Genomic DNA, 20,867 nt, shown 5'->3' on the forward strand with positions numbered 1-20,867 from the left:
CATGGCCGTCGTCACGAGACAGGCGCCGCCTGCCCCCGCGCCGGTCAAGGTCAGGGGCGCGTTACGCCGGTCGGGCATCGGCTGGATCTTCATCCTGCCGTTCGTGGTGCTGTTCGCGGTGTTCTACCTGGGGCCGCTGCTGGTCGGCATCGGGATGAGCTTCACCGACATCCGCAGCACCGACGTGACCGACCCCCTCGGCGTCAACCTGGTCGGCGTCGACAACTACCTGCGGCTCATGAGCGACGGCGCCATGCGCAGGGCCGCGCTCAACACCGTGGTCTTCGTGCTCACGGCGCTGCCGCTGACCATCGGCCTCGGGCTGGCCGCGGCCGTGCTGCTCAACACGGGCATCGCCCGGCTGCCCGCCGCGTTCTTCCGGCTCGGCTACTACCTGCCCAACATCACCAGCATCATCGGCATCGCGGTGGCCTGGAAGTTCCTGCTGGAGCCGGAGGCCGGCCTGGTCAACCGCCTGATCGGCCTGACCGGCGCCGAGGGCCCCAACTGGCTGGGGAACGAGGCCACCGCGCTGCCCTCGATCATCGTCATGACAGCCTGGCGCAGCTTCGGCTTCAACATGGTCGTGCTGCTGGCCGCGCTGCAGACGATCCCGAGAGAGCTGTACGAGGCCGCGGCGGTCGACGGCGCCGGCCGCTGGGCCCGCTTCCACGCGGTGACCCTGCCCTCGCTGCGGCCCGTCCTGCTGTTCTGCACGGTCTACAGCTCCGTCGGCTTCATGCAGTTCCTGGAGGAGCCGCTGGTCATGACCAGGGGCGGGCCGCTGAACGCCACGCTGTCGGCCTCGCTGGCCATCTTCAACCAGTTCGGCGTCGGCAACTACGGCTACGCCGGGGCCGCCTCGACCGTGCTGTTCACGGTGATCGTGGCGCTGGCCGTGCTGCAGCTCAGGCTGGGGAGGAACCGATGACCAGGAGCACCCGCCGCCGGCGCGCGATCGTCCACCTCGGGCTCACCGTCGGGCTGGCGCTGGTCGCCGGGCCGTTCCTGTGGACCGCGCTCAGCTCGTTCAAGCCCGAGCGGGAGATCAGGCGCGACCCGCCCACGTTCTGGCCCGAGACGTGGACGCTGGACAACTTCGCCGAGCTGTTCGGGCGGGTGGACCTCGGCACCGCGTTCGCCAACAGCATGATCATCGCGCTCGTCCTGGTCGCCACGAACCTGCTGTTCTGCTCCATGACCGGCTACGCCTTCGCCAAGCTCTCCTTCCGCGGCAAGAACCTCGCCTTCGGCCTGGTGCTCGTGCAGCTCGCGATCCCCGCGATCGTCGTGATGATGCCGCAGTTCGTGCTGATCGCCAGGTTCGGCATGGTCAACACGTTCATCGGCATCATCCTGCCGACCGTGGTGACGCCGCTCGGCGTGTTCATGATGCGGCAGTTCATCTCCGACCTGCCCGACGAGCTGATCGACGCGGCCCGCGTGGACGGCGCCAGGGAGTTCCGCGTCTTCTTCACGATCATCCTGCCGCTGTGCGGGCCCGCGCTGGCCACGCTCGGCCTCATCACGTTCCTCGGCGCGTGGAACAACTTCCTCTGGCCGGCCGTGGTCGCCCAGAGCGAGGACATGTACACCCTGCCCGTCGCCCTCAACATCCTCAACGGCTCCGAGGGCACCCACTACAACCTGCTGGTGGCCGGGTCGGTCGTGGTGATCGCGCCGATCCTGTTCCTGTTCGTCTTCCTGCAGCGCTTCTTCATCCAGGGCATCGCCACCACCGGCCTCAAGTAGAGGAGCACCCCATGCGCAAGACGGTCCTGTCCTGCTTACTCGTGCTGTCCCTGGGTGTGACGGCCACGCCCGTCCAGGCCGACAGCACCCTGCACCGCTACGCCAGGGACACCTGGCGGTCGATGGCCGCCATGGTCGAGCCCGCGACCGGCCTGCCCGCCGACAAGGTGACCGGCGATCTGAAGACCAGGGCGAAGATCACCTCGCCGACCAACGTCGCCACGTACCTGTGGAGCACGCTCGTCGCCCGCGACCTGCGCCTGATCAGCGCCCGAGACGCCGCCACCAGGACCGGCCGGGTGCTGGACGCCCTTGCCCGCCTGGAGCGCAACACCCCCACCGGCCAGTTCTACAACTGGTACGACCCGGCCACCCTCCAGCTCGCCCGCAGCTTCCCCGACTCGGGCGACCCCATCTACCCGTTCGCCTCCAGCGTGGACAACGGCTGGCTGGCCTCGGCGCTCATGATGGTCCGCAACGCCGTCCCCGCCCACGCCGAGGCGGCAGACGCCCTGCTCGGCTCCATGGACTTCACCGCCTACTACGACCCGGCCGCGCGCCCCGACGCCGGCACCGGCCTGCTGCGCGGCGGCTTCTGGCCCGAGCCGCCGCCCAGGGACTGCAACACCCCGACCGACTACGCCGGCACCGGCGTCACCGTCTACTCCACCTGCCACCACTACGGCGCGCCCGCCGAGACCCGCATCGGCCAGTACGTCGGCATCGCGCTCGGCCAGCTCCCGGCCGAGAGCTACTTCGGCCCCTACCGCACCTTCCCCGACAACGGCTGCGACTACGGCTGGCAGGAGCAGCGACCGGCCGGACAGTGGAAGCGGTACCGCGGCGTCGACGTCTGGGAGGGCACCTACGAGTACCGCGGCATGCGGTACGTCCCCAACTGGGGCGGCTCGATGTTCGAGGCCCTCATGCCCGACCTGGTCGTCCCCGAGTCCAGATGGGCGCCCAGGAGCTGGGGCCGCAACCACCCGGTGTTCGTCCGCGCCCAGATCGAGCACGGACTGAAGGAGGCCGAGTACGGCTACTGGGGCTTCTCCCCGTCCAACGACCCCCACGGCGGCTACAACGTCTACGGCGTGGACCAGCTCGGCATGGACGAGCCCGGCTACTCCTCCGACCGCGAGCGCACCAGCGTCGACCCCGGCTACGAGGGCTGCCGCCCAGCCAAGCCGCTGCCGGAGGCGTACGGGGACGGCGTCGTCACCCCGCACGCCAGCTTCCTGGCCCTGCCGTACGCCGAGCAGGCCGCGCTGGACAACCTGGCCAGGCTGCGCCGCGACTTCGACGCCTACGGTCCCGGCGGCTTCTACGACGCGATCGCCGTCCGCTCGGGCGTCGTGTCGAAGTGGTACCTGGCGCTCGACCAGGGCATGGCCATGGCCGCGCTGGGCAACCTGCTCACGGGCGGCGCGCTGCACCGCTACTTCGCCGGCTCCGGCGTGGAGGAGCGGCTCAGGCCCGTGATGAGGCTCGAGGATTGGCAGGTCGGATGATCGAGGCACCCACCGGCCTGCGCGCCGTGCCGGGCGCCGGGCACGTCACCCTGACCTGGGACCCCGTGCCCGGCGCCATCGGCTACCTCGTGCACCGGGACGGCGTGCCCGCCGTCCCGCCCGAGGTGGACGTGCCCGCCGTCCCCGCCTGCCGCTTCGTCGACACCGGCCACGGGCCGGCCGCCTACACGGTGGCCGCCCTCCGCCCCGCCCAGGGGTCGTTCTGCGCTCCCGTCGAGGCCGCGCCGCTGCCCGCCCGCGACGGGGCCGCGGCCGGCGTGCGGGTGGACGCGCGCCGGGTGACCCGCGAGCTGCCGCGGCCGTGGGCGTACATGGTGGGCTCCGAGCACCTGTCCCACCTGCTCAGCACCGACGAGAGCGGCGGCAGGCCCATCGGCGAGGAGCTGGCGGCGGCGCTGCTCCTCGTGCACGAGGAGCTCGGCGTCGCGACCGTCCGCGCCCACGCCGTCCTCGGCGACGACCTCGGCGTCTACCGGCAGGGCGAGGGCTACGACTTCTCCCGCGTCGACGCCGTCTACGACCGGGTCGTCGCGCTCGGCCTGCGGCCGATCGTGGAGCTCGGCTTCATGCCCCGCGACCTGGCCGCCGACCCGTCGAAGACCGTCTTCCGGTACGAGGCCGTCATCTCGCCGCCGAAGGACTTCGAGGCGTGGGCCGACCTCGTCAGAGCCCTGGTCGAGCACCTGGCCGGCCGGTACGGCATCCGCGACCTGGTCGACCGCTGGGCGTTCGAGGTCTGGAACGAGCCCAACCTCGACGTCTTCTGGGCCGGCACCCGCGAGGAGTACTTCCTGCTCTACGACGTCACCGCCGCCGCCGTGCGCGACGTGCACCCGCACCTGCGGGTCGGCGGCCCCGCCTCGGCCGCGAACGGCTGGGTGGCGGAGCTGCTCGCGCACGTCGCCGAGTCGGGCGCGGCGCTCGACTTCGTCTCCACCCACACCTACGGCAACGCCCCGCTCGACTGGCGGCCCGTCCTGGAGGCGTACGAGCGGGACGTGCCGATCTGGTGGACCGAGTGGGGCCCCACGCCCACCCACTTCCACGGCATCGGCGACGGGCCGTTCGGGGCGGCGTTCGTGCTGCACGGCATGAAGTCGGCGGCCGGCAGGGTCGCCGCGCTGTCGCACTGGGTGGCCTCCGACCACTTCGAGGAGCTGGGCCGGCCGCCCCGGCTGTTCCACGGCGGGTTCGGCCTGCTGACCGTCGGCAACCTGCGCAAGCCCCGCTTCCACGCCCTCGCGCTCGCCGAGCGGCTGGGCGCGGCCGAACTGGCCGCCGAGGTGGACGGCGACGTGGGCGGCGTCGAGGCGTGGGCGGCCCGGCATCCCGACGGCCGGGTCGGCGTGCTCGTCTGGAACGGCACGCTCAACAGCGCCCAGTCCGCCGGGGCGCCCGAGCTGGCCCGCAGGATCACCCTGGCCGTCGAGGGGCTGGAGTCCGGCCCGTACACGCTGACCCACCACCGCATCGACGCCGCCCACACCAACGTGGAGGCGGCCTGGCAGGCCATGGGCGGCGGCGACTGGCCGGCCGGCGAGCAGTGGGAGGCGCTGCGGCGGGCCGACGGGCTCGACGAGCTCGCCCCGCCCGCCACCGTCACAGGACCGGCGGTCAGCCTGGTGTTCGACCTGCCCATGCCGGGGGTGTCGTTCCTGGAGCTGACACCCTGAGTGACGGTCCTGTACGCGGGCGCACGCCGGTGAGAGCCTGTGGCCATGACCGAACCGGCCGCGGCGCTGGCCGCCCGCATCGAGCGGTTCGGACAGGCCGCGGATCCCGGGCTGATCTGGGAGCCCGCGGCGCTGTCCGAGGCCGAGCAGGCGATGCGGGCGTGCGCGGGCGACCGGTCGGACGCCGCCACCTGGCGGCTCATCGGGATGCTGCACCTGGCCCGCTACCGGCTCGACCAGCAGACCACCCAGGACGCCGCGGTGGCGGGCGCCTTCTTCGCCGCCGTGGCCGTGGTGGACCCCGGGCGGCTGCCGGAGAAGCTGCGCGGCTCCAGCGTGCCGCCCGGCGAGTCGGCCGACACCTGGGCCGGGCTGGTGGAGGAGGTGCTCAGGCACGTGGACCCGGCCGCGTACGCGCACGTCGGGCTGCTCATCCACGCACTGGTCCGCCGCGCCATGGCGCACCCCGGCCCCGAGGTGAGCGAGCGGCTGACGCGGCTGCTGCTCCAGGAGTCCATGCGCTCCGCCGACCCCTCCTGGGCGCCCGGCGCCCTGGGGCTGGTGGGGGCCGGGCTGACCCGCCTGTACGCGATGACCGGCGAGCGGGGCGTCATCGGCGACGCGGTGCACGTGCTGCTGCGGGCGGCGCTCGGCGACGCGGCGCACGTGGCGGACCTGGCGGCGGCGCTGGGGGCGGCGGCTCCCGACGACGAGGAGCTGGTCAGGGCCCACGTGGCGGCGGCCGAGGCGCCGCCGCGGACCCGGAGCAGGTCGCAGGCGCTGCTGGCGCTCGTCGATCTCACCCAGGCGCGGGCGGCCGCCTCGTACGCGGACGGCGACCTGCTGGCGTTCATCAGGGCGGGGCAGTGCGCGCTGGACTTCTGGCACGAGCAGTGGGCGCACCCGGGGGTGGTGGCGCCGTACGCGTCCGGGCTCATCGAGTGGTACGTCGTCACCGGCGACGAGCGCTCGCTCGAAGCCGCCACCGAGATGCTCGAAGCCCTGCGCGTGGCGCCCGACGAGAGCACGCGCGGGCTCGGCGCCGACCCGCTCGCCCGGCTCGCGCTGCTCGGCAAGCGCCGCTGGCGCCGCTACCTCGTCACCGGTGACCTCGCCGACCTCGACGACGCCGTGGCCGTGCTGCGGCAGGCCGCCCGGCACGCCCCCGCCGGGCATCCGGACCGAGCCAGGCACCTGACCACGCTGGCCAACGCGCTGCTCAGGCGGGCCGTCGCCACCGGAGGCGACCCCGCGGAGCCCGTCGCGGCCGCCCGCGCCGCCTTGGCCGAGCTCGGCGAGCAGGATCCGGCCAGGGCGGGCACGCTGCTGCTGCTCGGCCGGGCGCTCAGGCTCGACCTCACCCCCGGGACCGCCGACGAGGCCGTCGCCGCGTTACGCCAGGCCCTGGCGGCGGGGGAGGCGGCCGGCTTACGCGTGGAGGCGTACGGGCTGGTGTCGGAGGTGCTGTGCTGGCGCGCCGCGCGGGCGCACGGCGGGCAGCGGGCCGAGGACCTGCGCGAGGCCGTGCTCTGCGCCCGGCAGGGGGCCGAGCTGGCGCAGAAGGCCGCGCACGGGCAGGCGGGCGCGCAGCGGACGCTCTGCAAGGCGCTGCTGGCCCGCTACGCGGCGCACCGCGACCCCCGCGACCTGACGGAGGCGCTCACCCTGGCCGGCGACGGCGACGCCGCCCTCCTGACCGAGGCACTCGCCCTGGCCGGGGACGACGCCGCTCTGCTGCCCGAGGCACCCGCTCTGGCCGGGGACGACGCCGTCCTGCTGCCGGAGGGGCATGCTCTGGCCGGGGACGACGCCGGCCCGCGGGCCGTGGACGAGCAGCTCGCGCGGGCCGCGGCCGAGCTGGCGCTGCGGCTGCCGGACGAGGAGGTGGCGCTCAGGCTGCTCGGGGTGGCCGAGCGGGGAGCGGCGGAGCCTGGCGAGTTCCTGCTGGAGGTGGCGCAGCGGCTGACCGGCTCCGGCCGGCATCGCACCGCCGTACGGGTGCTGGAGCGGGCGGTACGGGCGTTCGAGTCGGCCGGATCGCCGGCGCGGACCGCGCACGCGCTGGCCTGCCTCGGAGCGGTCCACGAGGAGCTCGGCTCCGAGGACGTGGAGGGATACGAGCGGGCTCTGGCGGCGTACGAACGCTCGGCCGCCCTCCACCGCTCGCTGGGAGACCCCCGCTCCGAAGCGCTCCAGGTCGGCAACCTGGGCCTCGTCCACCTGCGCGCCGGCGACCCGGCCCGCGCCGTCGAGCACCACCTGCGTGCCGCCGCTCTGTGCGAGGCCGCGGCACTCCCGGCCGAGGAGGCGGCGCAGCAGGGGCACGCGGCGCAGGCGTACCTGGCGCTGGGCGACCCGGACTCCGCCGTGGCCTGCGCGGCCCGCGCCCGCGAGCTGCACCGGCACGCCGGGGACAGGCGGGCCGCCGCGCTCGCCCTCGTGCCGGCCGCCAGGGCCGCCGTGGACCAGGACGACCTCACCGCGGCGAACGAGCGCATGGCCGCGTGCGCCATCGAGCTGGAGGCGGCCGGGGAGTGGGAGGAGGCGTGCAGGACGCTCGACGCGCACGCCGTGACCCTGGCCGAGCGCGGCCACCACGGCCAGGCCGCAGCCTGCGAGACCCGGCTGGTCGAGATCGTGCGCCGCCGGGGGCAGCGGCGCGAGCCCGCCGACGAGTGGTATCGCATCGGCCAGCGCCGCCGGGCCCGCGGTGACATCGGCGGCGCCAGGATGGCGTTCGAGCTGGCCGGGCGCGAGTACGAGTCGATCGGCCACCACGACGGGGCCGCGTCGGTGCGTTACAACCTGGGCGTGCTGGCGTACGCGGAGGGCGAGCAGGAGCCGGCGCTGGAGGCGTTCGGGGCGGCGGCGCAGGCGTTCGGGAGGCTGCGGGCGCCCGCCAAGGAGGCGGTCGCGCTCGTCATGCGCGCCTCCTGCCTGATCGCCCTGGACCGCGTCGAGGACGCCCTGGCCGACCTCGACCTGGCCTCGGACCTGGCCGCCGCGGAAGGCGACCTGGACGTCCTCTTCACCGCCGCCCTGGGCAGGGCCGCGGCGGACGTCCGGCTGGGGGAGCCGCGGGAGGCGGAGGAACGCCTGTACTCGGCGCTCGGCCTGGCCTCCGGTGACGTGCTCAAGGAGGCCGTCGTACGCGACCGCCTCGCCGCGCTCGCCGCCCGGGCCGGGGACCTGCGGGCACAGGCCGAGGCCCTGGAGGCGGCGCTCGACGGCTTTCGCGCGAGCGGCCAGGACCGGCTGACGGCCCTCGCCTCGCTCAAGCTCGGCCTCGTCCTGGAGGCGCGCGGGGAGTTCCGCCGGGCGCGGGCGCGTCTGGAGGAGGGGCTGACGGGCCTCGCCGCGGCTCCTGACCTCCGCTCTTCAGGGGCGCCGTTCGAGGTCGTCGCCGCCATGACGGGCGGGCTGGACGCCGAGCTCCTGTCCCGTCTGGCCACCCTCCAGCTCACCCTCGGCGACCTCACCCGCGGCCGCGCCACCCTCGCCCAGGCGGTCGCCTCCTTCCGGGCCGAGGGGCGGCAGGGGGAGGTCCTGGAGCGCCTTGAGGTGCGGCTACGCCTGGAGGAAGCGGAGGCGGCCGGAGACCTCACCACGGCCCGTGGCCTCGCCGAGCAGGCCCTCCGCGCACAGACCCGTGACCGGCCCGGTCAGGGCGCGCAGGGCGGCGACTGGCCCGGTCAGGGCGTGGAGGGCGGCGACCGGTTCGTCTCCGGTGTGGAGGCCGCTGAGGGCGGGGGAGCCGTGGACCGGTCCTACCTCCTGGACAAGCTCTCCGGCTGGTGCCGCGAGCTGGGCGACCTGGCCGCTGCCCACGAGTACGCGGCACGCGGGTACGAGCTGCGCGACGAGCGGGTGATCGAGCACCTGGGCAACCTGGGCGCGGCGGCCACGGCCATAGGGCGGGCGGAGGAGGCGGCCGGTCACCTGGCCAAGGCGGTGGAGCTGGCCCGTGACGCGGACTCCGCGCTGCCCGCCCAGCTCGTCCAGTCCCTCGCCCTGCTGGGAGCGGCGCTCACCGACCTGGGCCGCGGGCAGGAGGCCGCACGGGCGTACACGGAAGGGCTGGCCCTCGTCGAAGCGCCGATCTGGCGGGCGCTGCGGGCGCCGCTCCTGTCCGGCCTGGCCGGTCTCCACCTCAAGCTCGGCGACCTGGACGAGGCCGCCACCCGTTACCGCGAGGCCATCGCGATCGGGGAGGAGCTGGGCCGGCGCACCGGCCTCGCCGCCGCCTGCGCCGACCTCGCCCTGGTCCACGAGCTACGCGACGAGCCGGCCGAGGCCGTACCGCTCCTCGAACGCGCCCTCGACCTCGAACGCGCCCACGGCCCCGGCCGGGGAACGGTCCTGGCCCTGCTCGCCCTGGCCCGCCTGGGAGCACCGGAGCGGCTCCCGGAGGCGCTCGCCCTCGCCCGGACCATCGGCTACCGAGCGGGCGAGGCCATCGCCCAGCTCCACCTGGCCGCCCTCGACCTCACCACCGCCGTCCCCGCCCCCGCCGCTCCCGCCCCCGACGCCGCCGTCCCCGACCTTGCCGCCCCTGGCCCCGTCAGCGCCGGCCTTGTCGCCGATGCCTGCCACCGCGCCCGCCACCGGCTCTCCACGGCCATCGACCTCCTGGCGGACCTCGGCCACGACCAGGCGCTCGCCACCGCCTACCACCACCGCTCGATCGCCGAGGAGGGGCTGGGCGACCTCCCCGCTGCCCTGGCCGACGCCGAACGCGCCTGCGCCCTGGGCCGTGAGGCCGCCCGCGACCGCGCGATCCGCCTGGCGGCACGCCTGAGCCTCGGCATGACGGCCTGGACCCACGCCGAGCAGGCCAGACTCAACGACCTCGACGCCGAGCCCGTCGCTCACCGGCCCTCCGCCGAGCTTCTGGTCAAGCCCGTCGCCCACGGACCCTCCGCCGAGCCCGTCGCCCACCGGCCCTCCGCCGAGCTCCTGGAGGCCGAGCAGCGAGGGCTGCAAGCCGTCCGGACCCTGATGACGATCGCCCGCAACACCCGCGACCCCGAGCGGGCGGCCTCCGTCTTCCGCCGCGCCCGAGCCGCCCGGGCAGAGCTGGAGACTCTGTGGCAGCGCATGGAGCCGACAGCCCCCGGTCACGTGGCCATGCGCAGGGGCAGACCGCCCACGAGGGCTCAGCTCGACACCCTCGTCAGCGTCCCCGACCAGGGTGCAGGGGCGAGGGCGCTGCTCGGGTTCCATCTGGGCGAGGGCACCGTGACGGTCCTGGCTCACCGCACCGGCTGGCCCGAGCCGCGCGCCTTCCCCACCACGGTCGGCCACGACCTGCTGACGGGCTTCCGCCACACCGTCAACGGCCGCAGGCCCGGCCTCCTCGACATCGAGGCCCGCCGCCGGCGCGCGGACCTCTGGCGCCGCCTGGCCGACCTGCTGCTGTCCGACGCGCTCGACGCCCTCGGCAACGGCATCGACCTGCTGCATCTGATCCCGCACCCGGCGCTGCGCCAGATCCCCCTGCACGCCCTGTCCCCGTCGGGCCGCCTGCTCATCGAGCGTTTCCCGGTGGCCTACGCCCCCTCCGCAGCCGCCCTGACCCGCCTGGCGCGCCGCCCCCGCACCCCGGCCGCCGGCTCGCTGGTGCTCGGGTTCAGCCCCGACCCGGCCGCCCGCCCCGCCGTCGAGGCCGAGGCGCGGGAGGCGGCCACCCTGCTCGGCGCCCGGCCCCACCTGGCCCAGGAGGCCACCTCGGCGCTCCTGCCCGGCTCCTGGGACGTGCTCCACCTGGCCTGCCCGGCCGCCTACGACCACGCCGACCCGTTCGGCTCGGGCATTCGCCTGGCCGACGGCCTGCTCACGGCCCGCCGCCTCAGGTCCATGAACGTGACCGCGAACGTGGCCCTCATCACCGCCCACGAGCAGCCCCCACCCGCCCCGGAAACCGAGCCCGCCGGGGACACCGTGCCGAGCAGGGACGCCGCACGCACCGGGGACGCCGCACGCACCGGGGACGCCGCGCCCGCCGGGGACGGCGTGGCCGCGCTCTCCTCCGCGCTGCTGCAGGCAGGTGTCCGCTCCGCGCTGCTCACGCTCTGGCCGGTCTCACCCGAGATCACCCGCGCCCTGGCCCGGGACATCCACACCCGGCTGCGAGCAGGCGCCACCTCGGCGACCGCCTTCCGCGCCGCCGTGCTGGCCCTGCGCGACCTCTACGGCTCCACCGAGCCGGACCTCTGGGCGTCGTACGCCCCCGTCGGCCTCTTGACCGACTCGCCCCCGGCCCACGGAGAACCGGGCGCCAGCGTCACCAGCGCCAGGTAGCCGAAGAACCCCACGGCCAGCCCCACGGCGTACCCGCCGAACACCGCGGGCAGCAGCAGCGCCGTCACGAGCCCGCCGCCCACCGCGCCCAGCACGGCCGCCAGCTCCGTCAGCCCGACGCCGGACCGCTGGTGCCGCAGCGTCCCGTACGTGATCCAGCCGATCACCAGCCCGAAGCAGATCGCGCCGATCACCGCCATCGCCGGAACCTCCAAGTCCATCGGGCCGCCCGCTCGCCGGCCGCCGGAACGATCGCCGTTCACGATCGCACGCGGGAGCCCCGGCTGGCTAGAACCCGGCGGAACACGGGGCTAGAGGTAGGACCTGGTCGCGCTCACCAGCTCGGCCGCCGCGTCGCGCGTGTCCACGTACAGGGCCGTGTCGGGGGTGCGCTCGCGTACGTCCTGGTCGCGGATGGCGAACACGGCGGGTGCCGCGCCCACGTCGCCGTAGCGGCCGGTCAGGGCGGCCCCGATGGCGCGGCGCACGTCGCCGACCACCTCGCGCGTGCTGTGCCCGGCGCCGGAGGCGGCGAGGTAGCCGAGCATCCCGGCGAAGCGCAGCTCGCCCTCGGCGGCGGGGAGCTGCTCGGGCAGCACGGGCCGGTCGAGCCAGAACACCTTGCCCGCCAGGAACGCCTCGTAGCCGGCGCCCTCGCGGCCGAGCGCGCGGGCCGTCTCGGCGAGCAACTCCCCGAACTCGGCCAGCTCCGCCTCCGGCGGCAGGTCCGTGGTGACGAACAAGGGCACGATCAGCGAGTCGAGCATGGTGACTATCCCTCCGTGAGGAGGCTCATCGTAGGGTGCGGCACCGACAAACTCCCGTGACGCCGCTGAGACCACGCGCGGGAGGCCGCGGCGCGGGCTAGCGTTCGGTCCATTCGTCCTCGATCGCGGAGTGCACGATCGAGTCGCGCCAGCCGTGCGGGGTGTGCAGGTGGTGCCGGATGCGGCCCTCCTCGACCATCCCCGCCGTCAGCATCGCGAGCTGGGCGGGCAGGTTGGCGGGTGAGCGGGCGCCCCAGATGCGGTGCAGCCCGAGCTGCTTGAACCCGAAGGACAGCAGCAGCCGTACGAGGTCCGTGCCGATGCCCCGCCCCCACTGGTCGGGGTGCAGCCCGAACCCGATCTCCGCGCTGTGCGGCAGCTCGGCCTCGATCCGCAGCCTGGCCACGCCGATCACGTCGCGGCGGTCCGCGTCGATCACGGCCAGGACGTACAGGCGGCGCGGCTCGGCGGCGGCGGCCTCCACGGCGCCGGCGACGAGGCCGGCGACTTCGCGCGAGGTGCGCGGGGCGAAGGGGGCGTGCTGGACGGCGGCGGGATGGCTGTAGATGGTGTGCAGGGCGGCCACGTCGGCCTCCGCGACGTCACGGAGGCCGAGTCGCTCGCCATTGCAGACCACACGGCGCATGCGGAGAAGGTAACGCGAGTCCTGTGATCTTTACAAGCCCTTGTCAAGTCGCGAGTTGACTCCCGTAAGCTCGCGCGACAAGTTCGGCGACGGCGCTGTGCGCGCCGAGCGGCGCGGCGTGGCCGGCGTCGATCGACGCGGCGGCCCGCTCGACGAGGTCGGCCGGGGCCTCGTGGCCGATCAGGCAGGGTGCGATGGCCAGCCGCCCGGCGCCCGCGGCGCGCAGCCGCTGGGCCGCGACGTCCACGCCGGGCTCGCTGTCCAGCGACGCGGCGACCACCGGCAGCGTGAGCCGCGAGGCCAGGAGCACCGCGGTGGCCTGCACGGCGTGCAGCGCGCGGCCCCCGCCCACGGTGGCCAGGACGACGGCGTCGACGGGGCTGGAGACGTTCAGCAGGCGGACGCGGTCGGCCCTGGCCAGGCCGCGCTCGGCCAGCCGGATGTGCAGGGCCTCGGCCAGCAGCGGGTGCGGCCCGAGCGCCTCGGTCACGACGGCGCCGGAGCCGCTGGCAGCGACGGCCTTGCCGATCTCCGCCATGATGACGGGATCGTCCCAGGTGAGCAGGGGCACGACGACGGCGTCGCGGCCTGCGGGCAGGGAGTCCGCCAGATCGGTGACGCTCGTCAGCCGCACCTCGATCTGCGGGTTGTCGACGCGGACCACGGACGCGATCTCCTCGGCCACCCCGGCGGTGCCGCCGGGGGTGGCGAGCACGAGCACGGGGGCGTCGGGCGGCAAGGACGTGGGCACGGGGCGGCGGTGACGACCGCCGCCCGGCCGAGGGGAACGTTCTCGTACAGGCAGGCTCACAGGCGCGCAGTTTATGCCGTTTCGCGGCTGCTTGTTCTGGGAATCGATGGCGATTCCGTCACAACACCTACCTGGAAGGAATGACCACCGACTGAGGGTTGCCGGGCGCGTACACCGTGATGCCCTGGGGCAGCGACCTGAGCTTGTCGATCTCGGCGCAGGCGGGGCACTCGTCGTAGCCGTCCTGCCTGGCCCGGTTCGCCTCCGCCTCGGCCTTGGCCTGGGCGACCTTCGCCTCGGCCTCGGAGACGGCGGCGGAGGCCGACAGCGACCTGTCCACGGCCTTCTGCACGTCGGCGGGCAATGTCACCCTGGCCAGCGTGAACCGCAGCCCGGTGAGGAAGTTCCCGCCGAGCGTGACGGGCAGGTCGCGGGCCAGCGAGGCGTTGACCGCGTTCTGGACCCTGGCGATGTTGGCGTTGCTGTCCTGCGGCTGGAGCGCGGAGCTCTTCAGCAGGGAGCAGGAGGGCACCAGCTCGGCGCAGCGCATCGCGCCGATCTGGCCGCGCAGCGCGTTGTCGATCACGGGCCTGACGGCCTGGCCGAAGAACGCGGCCCAGCCCTCGTCGCCGTCCCACGGGTGCAGCGAGGTGTCGTCCTGGGTGCGGAAGGTCCGGGTGCCGTACTTGTCGTCGAACGTCTTGAGCGTCTCGTGGTCCAGGTTGAGCGCGAAGTAGAGGGTGCCTTCGATGCCCAGGTTCACGCCGTCGCTGCTGGGCACCGTCACCACGTCCACGCCGAGCGTGGTGGCCCGTTTCGCGTCGGCGGTGATCGTGTAGAAGCGCTGCTGCGCCGGATACAGGTGCACGGAGGACCACATGCCGGTCCAGGTCAGGCCCGAGCCGGGGTCGATGACCTGGCGGACCTGGTTGTCGTCGAGCGGGCCGCCGTCACGGACGACGGCCACCTCGCCGCCGCCCGTGCTCTCCATGCCCCCCAACGCCCCGATGATCAGCGGGATCGCGAGGAGCGCGGCGGCGATGGCCAGAGCTGTTCTCATGCGGAGCCTTTCCGCGCGGGCGGCGTTGGCAGCCGCCGCCCGCGCCTTTCGCGGCGATCCGAGATCAGGCGTACGGCCCCACCTGAGGGGTCCTGGCCTTGGGCGGCTCGGCCAGGTCGACGTCGCGGGTCTCGGGCGCGATGGCCAGGCCCACGGCCGTGACGGCCAGGGCGATGACCACGTAGATCGAGACCGCGACCGTGGACTGGTAGGCCTGGAAGAGCTGCAGCGCGATGATCGGGGCCAGCGCGCCGCCGACGATGCCGGCGACCTGGTAGCCCATGGACGCGCCGCTGTAGCGCAGCCGCGTGCTGAACAGCTCGGCGATGAACGCGGCCTGCGGGCCGTACATGGCGGCGTGGGTGATCAGCGCCACCACGGCGGCCAGCGCGATGAGCGGGAACGACTTGGTGTCGAGCAGCGGGAAGAACGCGAACACCCACACCGCCGCCGCGACCACGCCGGCGAAGTAGACGGGGCGGCGGCCGTACCGGTCGGACAGCGCGCCGGCCAGCGGGATCAGCGCGAGTTGCAGCGCCGAGCCGATGAGCACGGCGTTCAGCGCGTACGAGCGCGGCAGGCCCAGCTCGCCGGTGATGTAGACGATGATGTACGCGGTGAAGGTGTAGAAGGCCACGTCCACCCCGATACGCGCGGTGAAGGCCGACAGCAGCGCGCGGGGGTGCGTGCGCAGCACCTCCACCAGCGGCATCCTCGCCTTGGCGCCGCGCTGCTCGACCTCGGCGAACAGCGGCGACTCGGTGATCCTCAGCCGCACCCACAGGCCCACGAACACCAGCGCCCCGGACAGCAGGAACGGCACCCGCCAGCCCCACGACAGGAACGCCGCGTCCGACAGCGTGAAGGACAGGATGGTCAGCAGGCCGGTGGCCAGCACGTACCCGGCGGGCACGCCGACCTGCGGCCAGCTCGCGTTGAAGCCGCGCCGGCGGCCGTCGCCGTGCTCCAGCGACATGATCACCGCGCCGCCCCACTCGCCGCCGAGCCCCAGACCCTGCACGAACCGCAGCAACGCGAGCAGGACCGGGGCCATCACGCCCACGGCGGCGTAGCCGGGCAGCACCCCGATGAGGAACGTCGAGATGCCCATCACCAGCAGCGTCACCACCAACACGGTCTTGCGGCCCACCCGGTCGCCGAAGTGCCCGAACACCACGCCGCCGAGCGGTCTGGCCACGAACGCCACGGCGTTGGTGGTCAGCGACGCCAGGGTCGCGTTGAACGGGTCGAGCGAGGGGAAGAACAGCGTGGGGAAGACCAGGGTCGCCGCGGTGGTGTACAGGAAGAAGTCGTACCACTCCAGCGAGGTGCCGATCAGGCTGGCGAGGATCACCCGCCGCGTCTGTTGCGTGGAGCCTGACATCCGATCGCTCCTTGTAGTTTGAGGGGGATACCCATCAACGTAAGGATCGTTGAACAATTCGACAAGAGGTTTGCTCCATGATTCGCTGTTGAATGTGGACAACGTGGTCGCTGATCTCTCCCAGGACCGACCCCGGCTGGGGCGCAGCAGCACGGCGGAGCGGGTCGCCGACATCCTGCGCGACCGCATCAGCGAGGGCTTCTTCCAGCCCGGCCAGCGGCTGTCGGAGGAGTCCATCTCGGAGGCGCTCGGCGTCTCGCGCAACACGCTGCGCGAGGCGTTCCGGCTGCTCGGCCACGAGCGGCTGCTCGACCACCGGCTCAACCGGGGCGTGTTCGTCCGGCTGCCGTCCGTCGAGGACGTGCTCGACCTCTACCGCGTCCGGCGCGTGCTGGAGGGCGCGGCCGTGCGGCGCAAGCCGTCCGCGGAGGCGCTGACCGTGATCAAGGAGGCGGTGGCCGACGCCCGGCGGGCCGCCGCCAAGGACGACTGGCAGGGCGTCGGCACCGCCAACATCCGCTTCCACCAGGCGCTCGTCTCGCTCAACGACAGCCCGCGGATCGACGAGGCCATGCGCCAGCTCCTGGCCGAGCTGCGCCTGGTCTTCCACGTCATGGAGAACCCGCGCGCCTTCCACGAGCCCTTCGTCGAGCGCAACCTCACGCTGGTCGGGCTGATCGAGTCGGGGCGGCCCGAGGAGGCCGCCGCCTATCTCGACGACTACCTCGAGCATGCCGAGCGGCTGCTCATCCACGCCTACGAGCCGAACCGCTAACGTGGCCCCATGGAGCGGATCTTCACCCTCGACGAGGCCCGCGCGCTGCTCCCCGCCGTCATCGGGGAGGCCGCGGAGCTGATCGCGGCCCGGGCCGATCTGGCGGAGATCGACTTCCAGCGTCGCGCCGGCGGCCGGTCCGAGCTGGGCGGGCTGCCCGAGCTGAAGGGCCTGCAGGCCAGGATCCAGGAGATCGTCAGCGGGTGGAGCGAGCAGGGCATCGAGGTCAAGGGCATCGCGCCGGTGCTCGTCGACTTCCCGTCGCTGCTCGACGGGGCCTCCGTGCGGCTGTGCTGGATCGAGGGGGAGCGCGAGCTGGGCTGGTATCACCGTACGGAGCTGGGCTTCGCCGGCCGCCGTCCCCTGTGAACGCCCTTGACTCATCTCGTCACGCCCTGTATTCAACTTGTAGGTTGATAAACCAGGAGGTTGAATACGATGCTCCTAGACAACAAGGTCGCCATCGTCCACGGCGCGGGCGGATCCATCGGCGGAGCGGTCGCCAGGGCGTTCGCCCGCGAAGGCGCCCGCGTCTTCCTCGCCGGCCGCACCCGCGACAAGCTCGACGAACTCGCCGCGGAGCTCCCCGGAGCCGAGGCCGCCGTGGTGGACGCACTCGACGAGGCCGCCGTCGACACCTTCACCGGCTCAGTCGCCGAACGCGCCGGCCGCATCGACGTCTGCTTCAACGCCATCGGCATCCAGGACGTGCAACGCCCGCTCGACGAGATCTCGGCCGAGGAGTTCCTGCGGCCGATCGAGGTGGCCGCGCGCACGCAGTTCCTCACCACCAGGGCCGCCGTCCGGCACATGGTCCCGCGCCGCAGCGGGGTCATCCTCATGTTCGGCGGCGGCGGGCCGCAGACGCAGCCCGGGCTCGGCGGGCTCAAGGTGGCGCTCGACGCCATGGAGAGCATGCGGCGGCAGTGGGCCTGCGAGTACGGCCCGCACGGCATCCGCGTCCTCACCCTGGTCACCGGCGGCATCCCGGAGAGCCTGCCCGTCAGCTTCGGCGCCAAGGGCGAGATCGCCGCCGCCATCGCCGGGGACACCCTGCTCAAGCGCGCCGCCACGCTGGGCGACGTGGGCGACGTGGCCGCGTTCGCCGCCTCCGACCTGGCCGGCAGCATGACCTCGGCGACGCTGAACATCTCCTGCGGCGCGATCGTGGACCACTAGGGTGATCGCACCGTCCGTCTGACAGGAAGCCCGCCCAGCATGCCCGACGACCAGCTCAGCCTCACCTTCGCCGCCCTCGCCGACCCGACGCGGCGGGCCATCCTGGCGCGGCTCGCCGAGGGTGAGGCGACGGTCAACCAGCTGGCGGAGCCGTTCGACATGAGCCTGCAGGCGGTCTCCAAGCACCTCAAGGTGCTGGAGCGGGCCGGCCTGATCAGCAGGGGCCGCGACGCGCAGTGGCGGCCCTGCCGGCTGGAGACCGCGCCGCTGGACACGGCATCGGAATGGATCGACCGCTACCGCGAGCGCTGGAGCGGCCGGTTCGACCGGCTCGAACGGGAGATCCGGCGCATCCAGGAAGGATCTGAGCATGACTGAGTTCGTCATCGAGCCGGGGCGTCAGGACATCGTCATGATCCGGCACTTCGACGCGCCGCCCGACGTGGTGTTCCGGGTGGTGACGGACCCGGAGCTGATCCCGCGCTGGTGGGGGCCGGCCTTCCTGACCACCCGCGTCGATCGCATGGAGGTCGCGCCGGGCGGGCGGTGGCGGTTCGTCAACGCCGACGCGCGGGGCAGGGAGTGGGGCTTCAGCGGCGTCTACCACGCCGTCGTCCCGCCCGAGCGGTACGTACGGACGTGGGAGTTCGAAGGCGCGCCCGAGGAGGTCGCGCTGGAGACGGTCACCCTGACGGAGGTGGACGGCCGGACCCGCTACACCGCGCAGTCCGTGCACCCGACCGTGGAGGCCCGTGACGCCATCATCCGCGCCGACGGGCCCCGCGGCGGCAGGGAGTCGATGGACCGCCTCGCCGCCCTGCTCCTGTGACCGGCCCTGCTCCTGTGGCCGGCCCTGCGTGCACCTGTGGCCGGCCCGCGAAGTCGCTCCTCGTCGAGGCCCGGCGGCTCCGGCATACGCTGCAAGGGTGAAGGTGCACTCGACGAAGGCGGCGGCCGTGCGCGCCGTGGAGCTGTGCGTGGAGCTGCTGTACGAGCGGCCGTCGGTCGCGTCGGTGACGAGGGTCCTGCGCGCGCACGGCGAGAGCGGGGAGCTCGGCCTGAGCGAGCACGACGTGACCGCGATGCGCGCCGCCGCCTCGCGCCTGCGCGACGTGCTGGGCGCGGCCACCGCCGGCGAGGCGGCGGCCCTGCTCAACCGGCTCCTCGCGGAGTCCGCCCGGGCTCCCCGGCTGACCAGCCATGAGGGGACGGCGAGCTGGCACCTGCACGTCGACAGCGGGGACGACGCCCCGTGGGGGGAGTGGTTCCTGACGTCGTCGGCGATGGCGCTGGCGGTGCTGCTCGCCGATCACCAGCGGGTGCCCGGAGGGTTGTGCGCGTCGGGGAGCTGCGGGCGTCCGTTCCTGGACGTGGGCGGTGGCAGCCCGCGCCGCTACTGCAGCAGCCGCTGCGCCACCAGGGAACGCGTCGCCGCCCACCGCTCCCGCCCCTCACCCGCCCCCGGCTCCTGACCGCCGCCCACCGCTCCCGCCCCTCACCCGCCCCCGGCTCCTGACCGCCGCCCACCGCTCCCGCACCCCACCCGCCCCCGGCACCTGACCACCGGCACCCGCTACGCCTCTCACCCACCACCGGCGGCCGTGTCCGCGGCGTCGATCGCCGAGGTCCGTCGCCTGACGACCAGCACCGCGACCGCCACCGCCTGCAGCGCCGCGCCGGTCAGCAGGGCGAGGCTCACCGAGTACGCGGCCAGCGGCCCGGCCACCGCTGACCCGATCGCGAACGAGGTGATCTTCAGGCTGGCGCCCGTGGTGAACACCTGGCCCCGCAGCCGGGCCGGCGCTTCCCGATGGCGTACCGCGAAGAGCGCGGTGAGCTGCGGCCCTTCACCCGCCCCCGCCACGGCCGCCCCCACCACAGCCATCCAGTACGCCTGGGAGCAGGCCATCACCACCACCCCGGCCCCCAGCACCGCCGTCCCCGCCGCCTGCAACCCCGCCGCCTGCGACCCCGCCGCCTGCGACCCGGCCCATCGCGAGGTGCCGCTCAGCATCGCGTTGGCGACCAGCCCGCCGGCGGCGATGACGGCCAGCAGCAACGCGCCGTGCCCGCTCTCCCCGCTCAGCCGGGCGCCGAGCACCGGGGCCGACACGACCACCATGGCCAGCCCGCAACACGACACCATGGACGCCACCGTCGCGCGCCGCAGCACCCCGTTCGCCGCGATCACCCGGAACCCGGCCCGCACCTCCTCCCGGACCACTCGCCACCCGGCCGCCCTGCCATCACCGCCCGCCTTGGGCGCCCCGCCCTCGCCGGCCGCCGAACGCGAGCCGGCCGAGGGCAGCCCGTGGGCGGCGGGCAGCGCGGCGACCAGCATCGCGACGCTCACCAGTGCCGCCATGACCCCACCGCCCGCCGACGCGATCACCCCGACGAGCGCGGGCCCCGCCAGCCCCGCCACGTTGTAGCTCATCGAGTCGAACGCCGTCGCCCTCTCCAGCCTGGCCGGCCCTGCCACGAGGGGAAGCTGCGCCGTCCACCCACCCGTGAGCGCGGGCCCCAGCAGCCCGGTCACCACCGCGACGCCCACCAGTACGGCCCCGGGCACCTGCGCCGCCATCCCGCCGACCACCGTCAGCAGCCCGCCCGCATACCCGGCGAGGCACCACCCCAGCACCCTGCCCGGCCGCCGGGCCCGATCGAGCAGCACCCCCAGCAGCGGCCCGCCGACGGCGGCCGAGACGGTCAGCCCCGCCAGCACCGACGAGGCGAGCAGAGGCGAGCCGGTGACGGCCAGCCCCGTGACGAGCAGGGCCGGCCCGGACATCTCATCACCGGTGCGGGCCGCCACGGCACCCGCCATGTAACGCGCCAACACGCATGAGACGTTACACGAGTGCGCGCGACCGCGTACGTTAGGTCGGCGTCCCGGAGGGAATGAGTATCCGGACCCAGGCCCCTGAGCTGGGGATACGCTCGCGCCGGGGAGGGTCGGCCTGCACGAACTGCGTGCGTGCAGGCCGACCGACGGCTTCCGGCCCTGAGGCGAAGCCCACCCCAGGCCCAGGCGAAGCCCCACCCCAG

At 74.1% G+C, this 20,867-nt stretch carries 18 protein-coding genes; 11 read left to right on the forward strand and 7 right to left on the reverse strand.

Going from position 1 to position 20,867, the window contains the following annotated elements; translation table 11 throughout:
• The first annotated feature begins 1 nt into the window (after window position 1).
• The 5 genes from HD597_RS09280 to HD597_RS09300 are packed head-to-tail and all read left to right on the forward strand — an operon-like array spanning window position 2 to window position 11,257.
• Window positions 2–931, forward strand: coding sequence for a carbohydrate ABC transporter permease (locus HD597_RS09280; protein ID WP_253741492.1), 930 nt, complete (start codon window positions 2–4; stop codon window positions 929–931).
• The gene (locus tag HD597_RS09285) at window positions 928–1,752 is read left to right on the forward strand and encodes a carbohydrate ABC transporter permease (RefSeq protein WP_253741494.1); all 825 of its coding nucleotides are present in this window, start codon (window positions 928–930) and stop codon (window positions 1,750–1,752) included. Before HD597_RS09280 ends, HD597_RS09285 begins: the two co-directional genes overlap by 4 nt.
• A gap of 11 nt (window positions 1,753–1,763) precedes the next feature.
• Complete coding sequence (locus tag HD597_RS09290; RefSeq protein ID WP_253741496.1) at window positions 1,764–3,263, forward strand: glucoamylase family protein; 1,500 nt, start codon at window positions 1,764–1,766, stop codon at window positions 3,261–3,263.
• Window positions 3,260–4,957 carry a GH39 family glycosyl hydrolase gene (locus HD597_RS09295; RefSeq protein WP_253741497.1) on the forward strand — a complete coding sequence of 566 codons (1,698 nt, stop codon included), beginning with the start codon at window positions 3,260–3,262 and terminating at the stop codon, window positions 4,955–4,957. Before HD597_RS09290 ends, HD597_RS09295 begins: the two co-directional genes overlap by 4 nt.
• A 45-nt stretch (window positions 4,958–5,002) precedes the next feature.
• On the forward strand, window positions 5,003–11,257 hold the full coding sequence (locus HD597_RS09300; RefSeq protein WP_253741499.1) for a CHAT domain-containing tetratricopeptide repeat protein: 6,255 nt from the start codon (window positions 5,003–5,005) through the stop codon (window positions 11,255–11,257).
• Here the strand turns inward: HD597_RS09300 and HD597_RS09305 are convergent.
• The 6 genes from HD597_RS09305 to HD597_RS09330 form a co-directional block, all read right to left on the reverse strand.
• The gene (locus HD597_RS09305) at window positions 11,146–11,478 is read right to left on the reverse strand and encodes a hypothetical protein (protein ID WP_253741500.1); all 333 of its coding nucleotides are present in this window, start codon (window positions 11,476–11,478) and stop codon (window positions 11,146–11,148) included. The two genes, HD597_RS09300 and HD597_RS09305, sit on opposite strands and share 112 nt — an antisense overlap.
• A gap of 90 nt (window positions 11,479–11,568) precedes the next feature.
• A complete protein-coding gene (locus HD597_RS09310; protein ID WP_253741503.1) occupies window positions 11,569–12,024 on the reverse strand; it encodes a hypothetical protein in 456 nt (151 codons plus the stop codon).
• 97 nt (window positions 12,025–12,121) lie between these two features.
• A complete protein-coding gene (locus HD597_RS09315; protein WP_253741505.1) occupies window positions 12,122–12,670 on the reverse strand; it encodes a GNAT family N-acetyltransferase in 549 nt (182 codons plus the stop codon).
• Window positions 12,671–12,713: 43 nt separating this feature from the next.
• Window positions 12,714–13,421, reverse strand: a complete 708-nt coding sequence (locus HD597_RS09320) for a sirohydrochlorin chelatase (protein WP_253741508.1) — start codon at window positions 13,419–13,421, stop codon at window positions 12,714–12,716.
• Between the two features lie 127 nt (window positions 13,422–13,548).
• Window positions 13,549–14,481: an SPFH domain-containing protein gene (locus HD597_RS09325; protein WP_253741510.1), complete on the reverse strand. Its 933-nt coding sequence runs from the start codon at window positions 14,479–14,481 to the stop codon at window positions 13,549–13,551.
• A gap of 64 nt (window positions 14,482–14,545) precedes the next feature.
• Window positions 14,546–15,865 (reverse strand): MFS transporter, encoded by a 1,320-nt coding sequence (locus tag HD597_RS09330; protein WP_253741512.1) that lies wholly within the window; start codon window positions 15,863–15,865, stop codon window positions 14,546–14,548.
• A gap of 88 nt (window positions 15,866–15,953) precedes the next feature.
• Here HD597_RS09330 and HD597_RS09335 point away from each other — a divergent pair, with 88 nt between their 5' ends.
• The 6 genes from HD597_RS09335 (at window position 15,954) to HD597_RS09360 (ending at window position 19,291) form a co-directional block, all read left to right on the forward strand.
• Window positions 15,954–16,640, forward strand: coding sequence for a GntR family transcriptional regulator (locus HD597_RS09335; RefSeq protein ID WP_253741514.1), 687 nt, complete (start codon window positions 15,954–15,956; stop codon window positions 16,638–16,640).
• Window positions 16,641–16,649: 9 nt separating this feature from the next.
• Window positions 16,650–17,009, forward strand: a complete 360-nt coding sequence (locus HD597_RS09340; protein ID WP_253741516.1) for a DUF2203 domain-containing protein — start codon at window positions 16,650–16,652, stop codon at window positions 17,007–17,009.
• A 69-nt stretch (window positions 17,010–17,078) separates the two neighbouring features.
• Complete coding sequence (locus tag HD597_RS09345) at window positions 17,079–17,819, forward strand: SDR family NAD(P)-dependent oxidoreductase (RefSeq protein ID WP_253741518.1); 741 nt, start codon at window positions 17,079–17,081, stop codon at window positions 17,817–17,819.
• A 39-nt stretch (window positions 17,820–17,858) separates the two neighbouring features.
• Entirely contained in the window at window positions 17,859–18,197 is a 339-nt protein-coding gene (locus tag HD597_RS09350) for an ArsR/SmtB family transcription factor (protein ID WP_253741521.1), read from the forward strand.
• Window positions 18,190–18,648 (forward strand): SRPBCC family protein, encoded by a 459-nt coding sequence (locus tag HD597_RS09355; RefSeq protein ID WP_308210580.1) that lies wholly within the window; start codon window positions 18,190–18,192, stop codon window positions 18,646–18,648. Before HD597_RS09350 ends, HD597_RS09355 begins: the two co-directional genes overlap by 8 nt.
• 97 nt (window positions 18,649–18,745) lie before the next feature.
• Window positions 18,746–19,291: a CGNR zinc finger domain-containing protein gene (locus tag HD597_RS09360; protein WP_253741524.1), complete on the forward strand. Its 546-nt coding sequence runs from the start codon at window positions 18,746–18,748 to the stop codon at window positions 19,289–19,291.
• 110 nt (window positions 19,292–19,401) lie between these two features.
• Here HD597_RS09360 and HD597_RS09365 read toward each other — a convergent pair whose 3' ends face one another.
• Window positions 19,402–20,661: an MFS transporter gene (locus HD597_RS09365; protein ID WP_253741526.1), complete on the reverse strand. Its 1,260-nt coding sequence runs from the start codon at window positions 20,659–20,661 to the stop codon at window positions 19,402–19,404.
• Window positions 20,662–20,867 lie beyond the last annotated feature (206 nt).

The organism is Nonomuraea thailandensis, assembly GCF_024172165.1.
Classification (GTDB): domain Bacteria; phylum Actinomycetota; class Actinomycetes; order Streptosporangiales; family Streptosporangiaceae; genus Nonomuraea; species Nonomuraea thailandensis.